The sequence below is a fragment of the Ramlibacter sp. GS1-15 genome, assembly GCF_057785015.1.
Map to the genome: position 1 here is coordinate 3,390,018 of NZ_JBYNTU010000001.1, position 13,803 is coordinate 3,403,820.

General features: G+C 68.3%; 16 protein-coding genes and 1 riboswitch. Of the genes, 9 read left to right on the forward strand and 7 right to left on the reverse strand.

The genetic code is table 11. The features are described 5' to 3' along the window. Nucleotides 1-11: 11 nt before the first annotated feature. Nucleotides 12-584 carry a hypothetical protein gene (locus AC3EF3_RS16975; protein ID WP_488533320.1) on the forward strand — a complete coding sequence of 191 codons (573 nt, stop codon included), beginning with the start codon at nt 12-14 and terminating at the stop codon, nt 582-584. A gap of 395 nt (nt 585-979) precedes the next feature. Next, a complete protein-coding gene (locus AC3EF3_RS16980; protein ID WP_488533321.1) occupies nt 980-1,273 on the forward strand; it encodes a hypothetical protein in 294 nt (97 codons plus the stop codon). Between the two features lie 45 nt (nt 1,274-1,318). On the opposite strand, the gene AC3EF3_RS16985 is transcribed toward AC3EF3_RS16980, so the two are convergent. Genes AC3EF3_RS16985 through AC3EF3_RS17000 form a run of 4 tightly spaced genes read right to left on the reverse strand, consistent with a single transcriptional unit; the run spans nt 1,319 to nt 4,352 of the window. Further along, nucleotides 1,319-1,792, reverse strand: a complete 474-nt coding sequence (locus tag AC3EF3_RS16985) for a hypothetical protein (RefSeq protein WP_488533322.1) — start codon at nt 1,790-1,792, stop codon at nt 1,319-1,321. Nucleotides 1,793-1,801: 9 nt separating this feature from the next. After that, entirely contained in the window at nt 1,802-3,103 is a 1,302-nt protein-coding gene (gene paaK, locus AC3EF3_RS16990) for a phenylacetate--CoA ligase PaaK (RefSeq protein ID WP_488533819.1), read from the reverse strand. Between the two features lie 2 nt (nt 3,104-3,105). Continuing rightward, nucleotides 3,106-3,549, reverse strand: coding sequence for a hydroxyphenylacetyl-CoA thioesterase PaaI (gene paaI / locus AC3EF3_RS16995; protein ID WP_488533323.1), 444 nt, complete (start codon nt 3,547-3,549; stop codon nt 3,106-3,108). Continuing rightward, nucleotides 3,549-4,352, reverse strand: coding sequence for an enoyl-CoA hydratase-related protein (locus AC3EF3_RS17000; RefSeq protein ID WP_488533324.1), 804 nt, complete (start codon nt 4,350-4,352; stop codon nt 3,549-3,551). The genes paaI and AC3EF3_RS17000 overlap by 1 nt, the downstream gene beginning before the upstream one ends. A gap of 98 nt (nt 4,353-4,450) precedes the next feature. On the opposite strand from AC3EF3_RS17000, the gene AC3EF3_RS17005 reads away from it, so the two are divergent. Further along, a complete protein-coding gene (locus AC3EF3_RS17005; protein WP_488533325.1) occupies nt 4,451-5,230 on the forward strand; it encodes an enoyl-CoA hydratase in 780 nt (259 codons plus the stop codon). On the opposite strand, the gene ribB is transcribed toward AC3EF3_RS17005, so the two are convergent. Then, nucleotides 5,217-5,858, reverse strand: a complete 642-nt coding sequence (gene ribB / locus AC3EF3_RS17010) for a 3,4-dihydroxy-2-butanone-4-phosphate synthase (protein WP_488533326.1) — start codon at nt 5,856-5,858, stop codon at nt 5,217-5,219. The two genes, AC3EF3_RS17005 and ribB, sit on opposite strands and share 14 nt — an antisense overlap. Before the next feature lie 149 nt (nt 5,859-6,007). Then, a riboswitch (FMN riboswitch) is annotated at nt 6,008-6,154 on the reverse strand. Between the two features lie 110 nt (nt 6,155-6,264). Between ribB and AC3EF3_RS17015 the strand changes: the two genes are divergently transcribed. Continuing rightward, complete coding sequence (locus AC3EF3_RS17015; protein ID WP_488533327.1) at nt 6,265-7,206, forward strand: DMT family transporter; 942 nt, start codon at nt 6,265-6,267, stop codon at nt 7,204-7,206. Here AC3EF3_RS17015 and AC3EF3_RS17020 read toward each other — a convergent pair. Together AC3EF3_RS17020 and AC3EF3_RS17025 are read right to left on the reverse strand one after the other, a co-directional pair. Further along, a complete protein-coding gene (locus AC3EF3_RS17020; RefSeq protein ID WP_488533328.1) occupies nt 7,203-8,348 on the reverse strand; it encodes an ACT domain-containing protein in 1,146 nt (381 codons plus the stop codon). The genes AC3EF3_RS17015 and AC3EF3_RS17020 overlap by 4 nt on opposite strands. Nucleotides 8,349-8,414: 66 nt before the next feature. Beyond that, on the reverse strand, nt 8,415-9,167 hold the full coding sequence (locus AC3EF3_RS17025; RefSeq protein ID WP_488533329.1) for an IclR family transcriptional regulator: 753 nt from the start codon (nt 9,165-9,167) through the stop codon (nt 8,415-8,417). Between the two features lie 94 nt (nt 9,168-9,261). Here AC3EF3_RS17025 and AC3EF3_RS17030 point away from each other — a divergent pair, with 94 nt between their 5' ends. From AC3EF3_RS17030 to AC3EF3_RS17050, 5 genes are read left to right on the forward strand one after another with little or no spacing between them, the layout of a single operon-like run. Continuing rightward, nucleotides 9,262-10,236 carry a tripartite tricarboxylate transporter substrate binding protein gene (locus AC3EF3_RS17030; protein WP_488533330.1) on the forward strand — a complete coding sequence of 325 codons (975 nt, stop codon included), beginning with the start codon at nt 9,262-9,264 and terminating at the stop codon, nt 10,234-10,236. Nucleotides 10,237-10,256: 20 nt separating this feature from the next. Beyond that, nucleotides 10,257-10,937, forward strand: a complete 681-nt coding sequence (locus AC3EF3_RS17035) for an RraA family protein (RefSeq protein ID WP_488533331.1) — start codon at nt 10,257-10,259, stop codon at nt 10,935-10,937. After that, entirely contained in the window at nt 10,934-11,872 is a 939-nt protein-coding gene (locus tag AC3EF3_RS17040; protein ID WP_488533332.1) for a hydroxyacid dehydrogenase, read from the forward strand. The genes AC3EF3_RS17035 and AC3EF3_RS17040 overlap by 4 nt, the downstream gene beginning before the upstream one ends. A 15-nt stretch (nt 11,873-11,887) precedes the next feature. Beyond that, the gene (locus tag AC3EF3_RS17045) at nt 11,888-12,850 is read left to right on the forward strand and encodes a Bug family tripartite tricarboxylate transporter substrate binding protein (RefSeq protein WP_488533333.1); all 963 of its coding nucleotides are present in this window, start codon (nt 11,888-11,890) and stop codon (nt 12,848-12,850) included. Nucleotides 12,851-12,857: 7 nt separating this feature from the next. Beyond that, nucleotides 12,858-13,790, forward strand: a complete 933-nt coding sequence (locus tag AC3EF3_RS17050; RefSeq protein WP_488533334.1) for an SMP-30/gluconolactonase/LRE family protein — start codon at nt 12,858-12,860, stop codon at nt 13,788-13,790. The last annotated feature ends 13 nt before the right edge of the window (nt 13,791-13,803 follow it).

The following is a 13,803-nucleotide window of genomic DNA, read 5'->3' on the forward strand; positions in this document are numbered from 1 at the left end:
CATTGCCGTCCATGCATGACAGACCGCGCGACGTCGCGTCGATCCGCCTGGACAACGCACTGGCGCTGTTCGACGAATTCGTCCGCAACACGGTCAAGGACCCGGATGCCGCCACCCTGCGCGGCCTGGAGCGCCGCTTCGCCGAGCGCCTCCAGATCCAGCCGAGTTACTGGAGCCAGATCAAGAGCCGCTCGCGCCAGATCGGCGAGCGGCTGGCGCGCCAGTTCGAGCAGCTGTCGCACAAGCCGCACGGCTGGATGGACGTGCCGCACGAGACGGGCGGCGCGTCAGCTGCGAGTGCGCGCGCGACGCCGGCAGCGCCGTCTGTCGCGACCCCGCCGGCGGAAAGCCACACGCCGCGCGATGACGACGAGCGCTTCATCGTCGGCCTCGTGCTCACGTACTACCGCCGTCACCCGGAGCGGGCCCGCACCCGCCTGCTGGACCTGCTGGGCGAAGTGCTGGTCCCCGGCACCCCGGCACCCAGTACTGCGCCGGCGAAAGCCCCCCCGCCCGCGGACGACGGCCGCAGCCTGTGGCAGCGGTCGCAGCAAGGCGTCGCCCCGCTCAAGAAGAAGCGCTGAACGCGCCCATCCATGTCGCGGCCGCGCGACGCCGTGCGCGGGCTGGCGATAAATCCAGCTTGCGCAAGATAATCAGTCGTTTATCATTTGCGCAAGTCGGCGCCGCGAGGCCCCGATGACGCCCTTCCGATCAACCCGCCCGCCATCCATGTCCATCGCGTTCTCGATCCCGCAGCCCGCCGCCGTCGCCATGCCGACGGCCGCACTGCCGTCGCATCGGGTTCGCGCCGCATCGGCATCGCGTGCACTCAACCCCCCGGGCGCCGCGCCCCCGCCTCGCTAAAGCAGTCCCAGCGAAGCGCGTTGCGCGGCCCGGTGGTTCGACAGACCCCCGGGCCGTGTTGTTTTTGGCCCTCCAGGAGATACCCGAGAGAAAAGCAAAAGGAGAGATTGCAATGACGCGAACGATGCCCTGGGCCGCGGGTGAAACGGCCCCGCCCTTGTCGGCCACCTTATTGAACCTGGTTGCCGCGATGCTGCGCCGCGCGAGCGAGCTGCTGGAGACGCGCGCGACGCGCCTGGCCGAGAGCGCGCAGGCCGAGGCCTTCGCGGCGGCGGCCGAACTGATCGAGGCGAGCGTGCACACGGTGGAATTCCACGCCATGCACCGCGACGGCGGCGCACCCGAAGGCGCGCTCTACATCAATGGCGAACTGGTGGGAACGATCAGCGGAGTGGTGCGCCTGTGATGCGCGTCGGACGCGGGGCGGTCGGTTAGGGCCTGTTAACAGGCCCTACTTCTTGCCGGCCGCCTCGCGCTCCTTCAGGATCGCCTCGCGGTCGGCGCGGTCGTAGGAGACGCCCGTGCAGCCCTGGTTGTAGGCGGCGACGTCCTTGCCGAGCGCATCGCGATCCTTCGCGAGTACATTGCCGCTTTCCTGCGCGGCCTTCAGGCGTGCCTCGTGCTCGCGCCAGCGGCGCTCGACACGCGGGCGGCGCGGCGAGTTCGGCGGATCGTCGGCCACCTTCTTCTGCTCCTCATTGAGCTGGACGGCCTCGGCACGGATTGCCTCGACTTCCTGGCCATGCTTGGCCACGCGCTCCTCGATGGCCTGCTTGCGGCCCGGCAGTTGCGCTTCGGAGTCCATGCACGCGCGCAGTTCCTCGCGCGTGAGGATCTTCTTCGTGGTGTCCTGCGCCGCGGCCGGCAGGCATAACGCGGCGGCCAGCGCGCCGCAGGCGATCGGGAAAAAGGAGGATGTCTTCATTGTTCGAAACTATAGCTTCCGCTGGTCGATGACACGCTTGGCCTTGCCCAAGCTCCGCTCCACGCCGCCCGGCGCCCGCACCTCGATGTGCGCCGTCGTGCCGACGTAAACCTTGATTTCGTGCGCGAGCTGTCCCGCGGCGGTGCGCGCTTCGTCACTGTCGGGCGCCACGCCGGGCCGCGTCTCCACGGCGACGGTCAACTCGTCCATCGGGCCGTCGCGCGTGAGGATGCACACGTAATGCGGCGCGAGCTCCAGGCGCTTGCAGATCAGCTCCTCGATCTGCGTCGGAAAGACATTGACCCCGCGCACGATCATCATGTCGTCGCTGCGGCCGGTGATCTTCTCCATGCGGCGCATCGTGCGCGCCGTGCCGGGCAGAAGGCGCGTCAGGTCGCGCGTGCGGTAGCGGATGATCGGCAGCGCCTCTTTGGTGAGGCTGGTGAACACGAGCTCGCCCAGCTCGCCTTCGGCCACGGGCCGGCCGGTCTCCGGATCGATGATCTCCGGATAGAAGTGGTCTTCCCAGATCGTCGGGCCGTCCTTGGTCTCGATGCACTCGTTGGCGACGCCGGGGCCCATCACTTCGGACAGGCCGTAGATGTCCACCGCGTCCATGTTCATGCGCTGCTCGATCGCATGGCGCATGTCGTTGGTCCAGGGCTCGGCGCCGAAGATGCCGATGCGCAGCGACGACTCGCGCGGGTTCAGGCCCTGGCGCTCGAACTCGTCGGCGATCGCCAGCATGTAGCTGGGCGTGACCATGATGATGTCCGGGCGGAAGTCGTTGATCAATTGCACCTGCCGCTCGGTCTGCCCGCCGCCGAACGGCACCACCGTCAGCCCGAGCCGCTCCGCGCCGTAATGCGCGCCGAGCCCGCCGGTGAACAGGCCGTAGCCGTAACTCACATGCACGAGGTCGCCGGGCATCGCGCCGGAGGCGCGGATGCTGCGCGCCATCACGGTCGACCAGGTGTCGATGTCGTTCCTCGTGTAGCCGACCACCGTCGGCTTGCCGGTCGTGCCGCTCGACGCGTGGATGCGCACGCACTGCTCGCGCGGCACCGCGAACATGCCGAACGGATAGTGGTCGCGCAGGTCCTGCTTGGTCGTGAACGGGAATTTCGCGAGGTCGGCGAGCGTGCGGCAGTCATCCGGATGCACGCCGGCGGCGTCGAACTTCTTGCGGTACACGGGCGAATTCGCGTAGGCGTGGGCGAGCGTGGACTGCAGGCGCTTGAACTGCAGCGCGCGCAATTCGTCGACCGAGGCCTTCTCGATCGGCTCGAGTTCGAACTGCCGATGGATCATGGTCATGGCGCGCCCTCCTGCGGAATCACATGGCCCTGGATGTGGGCGCTCTTGCCGCGGAACATCGCGACGACTTCGCCGTGCTGGTTGGTCACCTTCATGTCGTAGATGCCGTGGCGGCCCTGCAGCACCTGCTCGACGCCCTCGCAGGTGAGCACGTCACCCAGCTTGCCGGGCTTGAGGAACTCGATGCTGCAGCCGGCGGCCACCGTCACCTTGTTGTGGCTGTTGCAGGCGAAGGCGAAGGTCGAATCCGCCAGCGTGAAGATGAAGCCGCCGTGGCAGATCTCGTGTCCGTTGAGCATCTCCCGGCGCACGGCCATGCGCATCACGGCGCGGCCCGGCGTGCAGCTCAGCAGCTCCATCTTCATGAATTCGCGGCTGGCGCGGTCGGCCGCGAACATCGCTTCGCCGACGCGCGTGGCGAGCTGCTCGGGTGTCACCATCACTCGCCCTTGAACCGGGGCGCGCGCTTCTCGCGGAACGCCATCACGCCTTCGATGTAGTCGTGCGTGCGGCCCAGCGCCGATTGCGTGTCGCGTTCGAGGTCGAGCTGCTTGTCGAGCTCGTTGGTCGCTGCGGCGCGCAGCAGCTTGCGCGTTTCGACCAGCGCCCGGGTCGGCATGGCGGCAAGCCGCTGCGCGAGCGTCATCGCCGCGGCTACGCAGTCCTGGCCCTCGGGCACGACGTCCCAGATCAATCCCCATTCCTTCGCGTCCTGCGCGGCGATCTTGTCGCTCAGCATCGCCGCGCCCATCGCCCGCGCCAAGCCCAGCTTCTTGACCAGGAACCAGGTTCCGCCGGCATCGGGCACCAGGCCGATCTTGCTGAAGGCCAGCGTGAAGCTCGCGTTGGAGGCGGCCAGCGCCATGTCGCAACCCAGCGCGATCGACACGCCCGCGCCGGCCGCGCTGCCGTTGATCGCGGCGATGGTGGGCACGCGCAGCGCCTGCAGCTTGCGCACCGTGGGATTGAAGGCTTTCTCGATGATGGGCCCCGGGTCCGCCCGCTTTGCCAGGTCCGGCCCCGGCGCGAAATCGAACTCCGCGAGGTCCGCGCCGGCGCAGAAGCCCCGGCCCGCGCCGGTGAGCACCATCGCGCGGATCGCCTTGTCGGCCTCGATGCGATCGAGCACGCCCCACAGCTCCTCGTGCATCGCGCGCGTGAAGCTGTTCAGGGCCTGCGGGCGATGGAGCGTCACGAGCGCCACGCTGTCGCGCGCCTCGTACAGCACGTTCGGTTCGGTCATCGTCGTCTCCTGTACCGGCGGCCACTTTACCATTGCCCGACCGATTGGTCGGCTAATGGATTTCCCTTCGGTATAGTCCTTGCCGAAGGAGAACAGACATGGCCTACGAAGCGATCGAAGTCCGCACCGAAGGCGGCAAGGTCGGCGTGATCACGCTCAACCGCCCCAAGCAATTGAACGCACTGAACGACCAGCTCATGGACGAGCTGGGCGCGGCGCTGAAGGCGTTCGATGCCCAGGATGCGATCGGCTGCATCATCGTGACCGGCAGCGAGAAGGCCTTCGCGGCCGGCGCCGACATCAGCGCGATGGCGAAGTACGAATTCGCCGACGTCTACCAGCGCGACTTCATCACGCGCAACTGGGAAACCATCCGCTCGATCCGCAAGCCGGTGATCGCGGCCGTGAGCGGCTTCGCATTGGGCGGCGGCTGCGAGCTGGCGATGATGTGCGACTTCATCATCGCCGCCGACAACGCGAAGTTCGGCCAGCCCGAGATCAAGATCGGCATCATCCCCGGCGCCGGCGGCACGCAGCGCCTGCCGCGCGCATTGGGCAAGTCGAAGGCGATGGACCTCGTGCTGACCGCGCGCATGATGGACGCGCAGGAAGCCGAGCGCGCCGGCCTGGTGAGCCGCATCGTGCCGCAGGGCAAATTGATGGACGAGGCGCTCGCCGCCGCGCTCACGATCGCCGACATGCCGCGCCTGGCGGCGATGGCGGCCAAGGAAGCGGTGAACCGCGCCTTCGAAGGCGGGCTGTCGGACGGCGTGATGTTCGAGCGCCGCATCTTCCACTCGCTCTTCGCCACGCGCGACCAGAAGGAAGGCATGGACGCCTTCCTCGCCAAGCGCAAGCCCGAGTTCAAAGGCGCTTGAGGCGCCGCCACTGAGCGATCGCCTGCACCGTGGTGCACGCCAGGCCGTGTCTTTCGGCGAAGGCGCGCACCTGCTCGCCGCGGGCCATCGTGCCATCCGGGTTCATCAGCTCGCACAGCACGCCCGCGGGCGGCAGGCCGGCGAGCCGGGGCAGGTCGATCGCCGCTTCGGTGTGGCCGTCGCGCTCGATCGTGCCGCCCGGTTTCGCGACCAGCGGGAACACGTGGCCGGGGCTGACGATCTCGCTGCGCTCCAGCGTCGAGCGCAGCGCGCACTGGATGGTCTGCACGCGATCGGCCGCCGAGACGCCGGTCGTCACGCCGTGCGCCGCTTCGATCGATTGCGTGAACGCGGTGGCGAAGCGCGAGCGGTTCACCTCGACCATCGGCCGCAGCTTCAGCTCGCTCGCCTTCTCGCGCGTGATGCACAGGCACACGATGCCGCTGCCTTCGCGGATCATCATCGCCATCACGGCGGGCGTGATGCGATCGGCGGCGCATATGAGGTCGGCCTCGTTCTCGCGCGCCGCGTCATCGAGCACGAGCACCGGCCGGCCGGCCGCGACCTGCGCGATGACCTCCGGCATCGGGGTCAAGGCAAGAACGGACTGGGAAATCGTCGTCGTCATGAAACGCTCCTGTTGTTGAACAAAAACGCTTCAAGGCAGCTCAATTGGGGGCAGAGACCAATTAAGCACATCGCAATGCGATGCGATCAAAGACCTGCGCAGCAGGTCAAGCTTGATTGGACTCTGACCCCAATCAAGCACGCCGCAACGCATATCTTCTTTCATCCGGACTGTGACCGTCGGCTCCAGCTCTTGCCTGGATCTGCTGACCGTTCAACTGAACGCGCTCGCGGGCTCACGGCCCTTTCGAGCCGCCTACCGCCGGTGGGGAATTGCACCCCGCCCTGAAGACGACACTATCCTAAGCCGGATGCAAGACCCCTGCAGACGCCTGCGCGACTGCTCCCTAGCTCTTTCGTAGCATGCTAACGCTCTGGGCTATAGTCGTCCCGCAAGGAGACGGACCGTGGCAGTTTCGGGCGGTGGGGTGCGCAAGCGGCATGCGATGGTGCGGCAGGCGGCCGTGGCGCAATGGCGCATCTCGCGCCTGCCGCCGACGGTGCGCGGACTCATCTGGTCCGCCGCGTCGGGCCTGACCTTCGCGCTGCTCAACACGATCATGCGCAAGCTCACCGCGCAGGTCGGCACCTTCGAGACCCAGTTCCTGCGCTACGCGTTCGGCCTGGCCGTGATGCTGCCCTTCGTGCTGCGCGCGGGCTGGCGCAGCTACATCCCGCACAGCATCGCCGGCCAGTTCGTGCGCGGCGGCGTGCACACCGTGGGCCTGCTGCTCTGGTTCGCAGCGCTGCCCTACATCACCATCGCCGACACCACCGCCATCGGCTTCACCGGCCCGATCTTCATCATGCTGGGCGCCGCCTGGATGTTCGGTGAGCGCATGCGCTGGGAGCGCTGGCTGGCCGCAGGCATCGGCTTCGCCGGCGTGCTGATCGTGGTCGCGCCCAAACTGACGGGCGGCGGCGGCTGGTACACGCTGGTGATGCTCGGCTCGGCACCGGTGTTCGCGCTCTCCTACCTGATCACCAAGAGCCTGACGAAATACGAACGGCCGGAGGTCATCGTCGTGTGGCAGGCGATCTCGGTGGCGCTGCTCAGCCTGCCGCTGGGCGTGACGCACTGGACCACGCCCACGGCCTTGCAACTGCTCGCATTCGCCACCTGCGGCTGCCTCGGCAGCCTCGGCCACTACATGCTCACGCGCTCGTTCAGCGTGGCCGACATCTCGGCGACCCAGTCGGTGAAGTTCCTGGACCTGGTGTGGGCCACCTTGCTCGGATGGCTGGCGTTCGGCGACATGCCGAGCCAGTCGACGCTGGTCGGCGGCGCGGTGATCTGCGCCTCGACGCTGTGGATCGCGCGGCGCGAGGCGAGGCGCCTGCCGGCTTAGGCCGCGCGCTCGCCCAGGCCGATATCCACGGCCATTTCGCTGGCGAGCCCGTCCAGTTCCTGCCGCAACGCATCCACCGGGATCGCAGCGGGAACGAGCAGCTGCGCGCCGATCTTGAAGGTCGGCTTGCCCGATCCGCCACCGACGATCTCGGTATGCAGGTTCGCGATGCTGATGCCGCGTTGCGCCAGCATGCGCGTGAGGCGGCTGACGATCCCGATCTGGTCGTCGCCGACGAGTTCGAGATCGAACGCACGCATCGACGCCGGCACCGGCGCGGCGCCGCTCTTCGCGATCACGACCTGCAAGCCGCCGGATTCGAGACCGCGCAGCGACTCCGCCAGCTTGTCGGCGTTTTCGCGCGGCACATCGAACTGGACCATGCCGGCGAACTCGCCGGCCGCACGTGCCATGCGGCTGGCCGCCCAATTGGCACCGAAGCGTTGCGCGCAATCCGCGAGCGAACTGACGATGCCCGGCCGGTCGCGGCCCATGATCGTGACCACCAGCGAGATCGCGGCGGGCGCCTCGCCCTCGGCGTGGACCACGGGCTTGCGGATCATCGGCGCCTTGGTGGCAAAGCGCGGGTCCTGCGGATAAGCCGGCAAGCTGCCGTGCTGGCGCGCATACTGCACGACCTGCGACAGCAAGCGCAGGCCCATAGGCGCCAGCGCGCGTTCCCACAAGTCACGGGCGGTCTCGCCCTTGGCGACGAAGCACCAGTCCTGCGCGGCGATGGCGCCGGCGTCCCAGCCGTCGGCCAGGTGGTACACCGAGCCGCCCGCGATCGGGTCACCTTCCATGATGGTCCACTCCACCGCGGCGATGCCCCGGTGGCGCGGCAGCAGCGACGGGTGGTAGCCGATGCCGCCGAGGCGCGATCGCGCCAGGGCCTCGTTGCTCACGCGCGCGTGCGTGTGCGCAGCCACGATCAGGTCGGTGCCCGGCGCGATGGCTTCCGCCGGCACCAGCTTGGGGTTCTCGAGCACGTGAACCGCGTAGCCGGCGGCCGTCGCGGCCAGCGCGAGGCGGTCATCGGCCGCGGGTGCGACCACGCTCGTGAACTCGATGCCCTCCTCATGGCGCAGCGTCTCGAACACCAAAGCGCCAAAGTAACGTGATCCCACCAATGCGCACTTCATGCCGGCTCCATCGCAAAGCAATTCGTGGAGATTATCGTGGGGCATCCCGCGGCTCGCGCCGCCGCCTCATGGATGCCACTTCGATACGACCGCGGGCGTCTGGGTCGACTTCGCACCGGCGATGCCGTAAGACAGCTGGTTCGCCGCGCGGATCACGATCTTCGCGAGGCTCTCCAGGCGGGCCGTGGTCAGGCGCGAACTCGGGCCGGAGATGCAGACCGAGCCGAGCAGGCGCCAGTTCAGCCCGAACACCGGCGCCGCGACGCTGGACACATCGGCCTCGCGCTCGCCCATGGAAATGTGATAGCCGCGCTGGCGAATTTCCTCATAGATCTCGCCCTTCGCCCCCGAGAACGCGAGGATCACGCGGCCCGGCGCCCCCTTGTTCAGGGGCAGGCGCTCGCCGATGCGCACGTGGTGGCGCACCGAGCGCGGCCCTTCCACGCGGGCGATGCAGGAGCGGATGTCGCCTTCGCGCACGTAGAAGGATGCGCTCTCCCCGCTCGCCTTCACGAGCTCGTGCAGAGTCGGCTCGACGACGTTGTTGACGTCGAATGCCGCCTGGTAGCGCGTGCCCAGCCAGCCCGTGGCCGGCCCGAGGCGCCACTGCCCGTCCTCGGTCTGCACCATGTACTGCGACATCGCCAGCGTCCGCGCCAGGCGCAGGACGGTGGTCTTGTGCATGCCGCAGCGGCGGCTGAGCTCGGCCAGGGGCAGCGAGGCTTCGCCCACCTGGAAACATTCCATCAGGGCCAGCGCCCGCGTGACGGCGGTGACGCCGCCGGCATCTTCACCGGACGATTTCGTATCCCGGACCATGGTTCATTCTGCGAAACGTCATTGTACGCCGTGCAACACGCGCCTACAGTGGCGAGATCGGCCATTCGCGGCCGGCATACAGGAGACAGATTCGATGAACTTGCTCACGCGGCGCGCTGCCCTGGCGGCAGCCCTCGCCCTCACACTGGCTGCGGCCGCCCACGCGGACACCTGGCCCTCGAAGCCGATCCACCTGATCGTCCCGTTCCCGGCCGGTGGCGGCACGGACATCATCGCCCGCGAAGTGGCGCACCAGATCACGGCCACCACGAAGTGGAACTTCGTCGTGGAGAACAAGGCCGGTTCGGGCGGCAACATCGGCATCGACGCCGCCGCCAAGTCGGCGCCGGACGGCTACACGCTCGTGATCGGCCAGACCAGCAATCTCGCCATCAACCCCACGCTGTATAGCAAGCTGCCCTACGACCCGGTGAAGGACCTGACGCCCGTGTCGCTGATCGGCAGCTCGCCGCTGGCGCTGGTGGTCGCGACCAACTCGCCGTACAAGACCGTGGCCGACGTCGTGAAGGCCGCCCGGGCCAAGCCCGGCGCGATCAACTTCGCGACCTCCGGCAACGGGACCGTCGCGCACCTGGCGACCGAGATGTTCCAGAAGGAAGCAGGCATCAAGCTCACGCACATCCCGTACAAGGGCGCCTCGCAGGGCGTGATGGACGTGATCGGCGGCTCGGTGCAGCTGTACATGTCGTCGATCCCCACGCTGATCGGCCACATCCGCACCGGCAAGCTGCGCGCGCTGGCCGTCACGTCGGCCAGGCGGGTGAACGATCTTCCGGAAGTTCCGACGATCGCCGAGTCCGGCTACAAGGGCTTCGAAGCCGTGACCTGGTTCGGCGTGCTGGGCCCGGCGAAGCTGCCGCCCGAGGTCGTGACGCGCGTGAACGCGGAAGTCGCCAAGGCCCTGCAATCGCCCGAACTGAAGAAGAAGCTGAGCGAGCAAGGCGTCGACCTCGCGGCCAGCACGCCCGAACAGTTCGGCGCGCTGATCCGCACCGACATCGCGAAATGGGGCCAGGTCGTCAAGGACTCGGGCGCCAAGCTGGATTGAACAGGAAAACAGGACACCTCATGAACCCCGACATCATCACCCACTTCGAACGCGTTCCCGCCGGCATCGTGCGGGAGGCCGCCGGCTACCAGGCCGCGATCCTCGCCGACGTCGCCGGCCGCCGCGGCGCCTTGAACGGACGCATCCGCGCCGTGCGCCCGAGCATGAAATTCGCCGGCTCCGCCTTCACGGTGGAAGTGCGCCCCGGCGACAACCTGATGATCCACGCCGCCATGTCGCTCGCCAAGCCCGGCGACGTGCTCGTCGTCGATGGCAAGGGCGACCTCGGCGCCGCCCTCATGGGCACCATCATGATCACGGCCTGCAAGCAGCTGGGCATCGCCGGGGTCGTGATCGACGGCGCGGTGCGCGACACGCTCGAGATCGAGGAGCTGGGCTACCCGGTGTTCGCCGCCGGCTCCAACCCCAACGGCCCGACCAAGAACGTTCCCGGCCGCATCGGCCATCCGGTCTCCGTCGGCGGCGTCACGGTGCGCCCGGGCGACTTCGTGATCGGCGATGCGGACGGCGTCGTCGTCGTCGAGCGCGAGAAGATCGCCGGCCTGCTGCCGCTGGCCGCGAAGAAGGTCGCCGACGAAGCCGCGCGCGTCGAAGCGATCAAGAAGGGCGACACGGCCGCGAAGTGGCTCACCGGCGCGCTGCGCACCGCGGGCGTGCTCGGGGAAGGCGAGACCCTGTGAGCAAACCGGTCGTCCTGGTCACCGCTGCGGACCTCGCGCCGCAAGCGCTCGCGCTGCTGCGCGATTACGAGGTCGTGTATGCCGGCAAGACGCCCGGCGAGGAGGACATCGTCGCCTTGTGCCGGCGCTTCGACCCGGTGGCGATCATCGTGCGCTACGGCAAGGTCGGCGCCGACGCCATCGCCGCAGCGCCGTCGCTGCGCGTGATCTCCAAGCACGGCAGCGGGACCGACACGATCGACCAGCAGGCCGCACGCGCGCGCGGCGTCGAGGTGAAGGCCGCCGCCGGCGCCAACGCGGCGGCCGTGGCGGAACACGCGATGGCGCTGCTGCTGGCCTGCGCGAAGTCCGTGCCCCAGCTGGACGCGCGCATGCGCGCAGGCCACTGGGACAAGGCCATGCACAAGAGCATCGAGCTGAACGGCCGAACCGTGGGCCTGGTGGGCCTGGGCGCGATCGGGTTGCGTTTCGCGCGCATGGCCGCGGCGATGGAGATGCGCGTGATCGGCTATGACCCGTACGCGTCGCAAGTGCCTCAGTTCGTGCAGCAGGTCGAGCTGGAGACACTCTGGCGCGAGTCCGACGCGATCTCGCTGCACTGCCCGCTCACCGCGGACAACCGCCACCTGCTGAACGCGGCGACGCTCGCGAAATGCAAGCGCGGCGTGATCGTCGTGAACACCGCGCGCGGCGGCCTGGTCGATGAGACCGCACTGCTCGACGCGCTGCGCAGCGGACAGGTCTTCGCGGCTGGCCTGGACAGCTTCGCCGCCGAGCCGATGACCCCGGGCCATCCCTTCCAGGGCGCGCCGAACGCGATCTTGAGCCCTCACATCGGCGGCGTCACGAGCGACGCCTACGTCAACATGGGCCTCGCCGCGGTCCGCAATGCGCGCAGTGTCGTCGAAGGCGTCGCGCCTGCGTCCATCGCTTAGGTTCCGGAGACATTCATGTCCAGATTGCTCATCGCGCTGGTTGCGTCCTGCGCCGTCCTTGCCGCCGCCCATGCCGAGCAACCCTGGCCGTCGAAGGTGGTCCGCATCGTGGTGCCTTATGGCCCCGGCGGCGCCGTCGACGTCGTCACGCGCAAGATGGCCGAAAAGCTCAGCCAGCAGACCGGCCAGACCTTCATCGTCGAGAACCGCGCCGGAGCGACCGGCACCATCGGCGCGCAGCAAGTCGCTCGGTCGGAGCCGGACGGCTACACGCTGATGGCGAACGACACCACGTATTCGCTGCTGCCCCACATCTTCAAGAAGCTGCCCTTCGATCACGAGCGTGACCTCGTTGCCGTCGCGGCCTTCGTCTTCGCGCCGATGGGCTTGGCCGTCAATGCGGATTCGCGCTTCAAGACCGTCAAGCAACTGATCGATGAAGCGGCGGCGCACCCTGCCAAGGTCACCTACGGCTCGGGCGGCGCGGGGACCACGCCTCATTTCGCCGCCGAAGCACTGGGCGCGGCGGCGGGCGTCAAGTTCATGCACGTGCCCTTCAAAGGCGCCGCGGAAGCAACGCAAGCGATCCTGGCCCACACGATCGACATGCAGATGGCATCGACCACCGGCCTGATGGGCCAGGTGCGCGGCGGCAAGATGCGCCTGCTCGCGATCAGCGGCGACAAAAGGCTCGCGGCGCTGCCGGACGTGCCGACCTTCCGCGAAGCCGGTGTGAAATGGGATGGCGTGGTGAACTGGACGGGCCTGTGGGCCCCGAAGGGCACGCCGCCGGCGGTGATCGAGCGGCTCCAGAAGGAAGTGGCCACCGCCATGGCAACGCCCGACATGGTGAAATTCACCGAAGGCCTGGGCGCCCAGCCGCGCGAAGTCGGCGCTGCCGAGTTCGGCAGGATGCTCAAGGAGAGCACCGCCGCCTGGGGCAAGGTGGCCGCCACCGCCTCGTTCGAACGCCAATAATCGTGCGATGTTCCTGTTGAATCCGCCCGTGGTTCGCGAGCTCGAGGTGTTCTCCTCGATGCCTGCGCGGTTCCGCCGCACCGGCCGGCGCAGCGCGTGGGCCGACGCGAACCAGGGGGGCCGGCTCGCCGACTCGTTCCTCGAAGGACCCGTGTTCGACGACGCGGGCCGCCTGTACGTGACCGACATCCCGTGGGGACGCGTGTTCCGGATCGACGCGCGCGGCGAATGGGAACTGGTCGGCGAATGGGACGGCGAGCCGAACGGCATGAAGTTCCACTCGCGCCACGAACTGCTCGTCACCGACTACCGCAACGGGCTCGTCCTGCTCGACGTGCGCACGGGCCAGGTGAAGCCCTTCCTCGAGCGGCGCAACAGCGAACGCTTCAAGGGCGTGAACGACCTCACGTTCGACAGCCGCGGCAACCTGTATTTCACCGACCAGGGCCAGACGGGACTGCACGACCCGAGCGGGCGCGTGTATCGCCTCGCGCCGGGCGGCCGGCTCGACATGCTGCTGTCCAACGTGCCCAGCCCGAACGGCATCGTGCTGTCGCCGGACGAACGCTTTCTCTTCGTGGCGGTGACGCGCGGCAATTGCGTCTGGCGCATGCCGTTGCTGGCGGACGGCAGCGTGAGCAAGGCCGGGCAATTCTTCACGTCCTATGGCCCGAGCGGGCCCGACGGCCTGGCCATGGACACCGCGGGTCGCCTGCTCGTCGCGAATCCGGGGCTCGCGTACGTGTGGGTGCTCAACGGACGCGCCGAACCGGTCGAGGTACTGCGCGGCGCGCCGGGCGAATCGATCACGAACCTGGCTTTCGGGGGTGCAGGAAATCGCGAGATCTTCTGCACGAACTCCACGACCGGATGCGTGATGCGCGCGACGATGGACACGCCGGGCCTGCGGCCGCACACAGGGACTGCTGAGTCAGGCTGACGGCGGTCCCTTC

Bases quoted from the DNA above. Each gene is read 5' to 3' on its own strand.
- AC3EF3_RS16975 (WP_488533320.1), top strand. From the start codon at position 12: ATGCATGACAGACCGCGCGACGTCGCGTCGATCCGCCTGGACAACGCA.
- AC3EF3_RS16980 (WP_488533321.1), top strand. From the start codon at position 980: ATGACGCGAACGATGCCCTGGGCCGCGGGTGAAACGGCCCCGCCCTTG.
- AC3EF3_RS16985 (WP_488533322.1), bottom strand. From the start codon at position 1,792: ATGAAGACATCCTCCTTTTTCCCGATCGCCTGCGGCGCGCTGGCCGCC.
- paaK (WP_488533819.1), bottom strand. From the start codon at position 3,103: ATGATCCATCGGCAGTTCGAACTCGAGCCGATCGAGAAGGCCTCGGTC.
- paaI (WP_488533323.1), bottom strand. From the start codon at position 3,549: ATGGTGACACCCGAGCAGCTCGCCACGCGCGTCGGCGAAGCGATGTTC.
- AC3EF3_RS17000 (WP_488533324.1), bottom strand. From the start codon at position 4,352: ATGACCGAACCGAACGTGCTGTACGAGGCGCGCGACAGCGTGGCGCTC.
- AC3EF3_RS17005 (WP_488533325.1), top strand. From the start codon at position 4,451: ATGGCCTACGAAGCGATCGAAGTCCGCACCGAAGGCGGCAAGGTCGGC.
- ribB (WP_488533326.1), bottom strand. From the start codon at position 5,858: ATGACGACGACGATTTCCCAGTCCGTTCTTGCCTTGACCCCGATGCCG.
- AC3EF3_RS17020 (WP_488533328.1), bottom strand. From the start codon at position 8,348: ATGAAGTGCGCATTGGTGGGATCACGTTACTTTGGCGCTTTGGTGTTC.
- AC3EF3_RS17025 (WP_488533329.1), bottom strand. From the start codon at position 9,167: ATGGTCCGGGATACGAAATCGTCCGGTGAAGATGCCGGCGGCGTCACC.
- AC3EF3_RS17030 (WP_488533330.1), top strand. From the start codon at position 9,262: ATGAACTTGCTCACGCGGCGCGCTGCCCTGGCGGCAGCCCTCGCCCTC.
- AC3EF3_RS17035 (WP_488533331.1), top strand. From the start codon at position 10,257: ATGAACCCCGACATCATCACCCACTTCGAACGCGTTCCCGCCGGCATC.
- AC3EF3_RS17045 (WP_488533333.1), top strand. From the start codon at position 11,888: ATGTCCAGATTGCTCATCGCGCTGGTTGCGTCCTGCGCCGTCCTTGCC.
- AC3EF3_RS17050 (WP_488533334.1), top strand. From the start codon at position 12,858: ATGTTCCTGTTGAATCCGCCCGTGGTTCGCGAGCTCGAGGTGTTCTCC.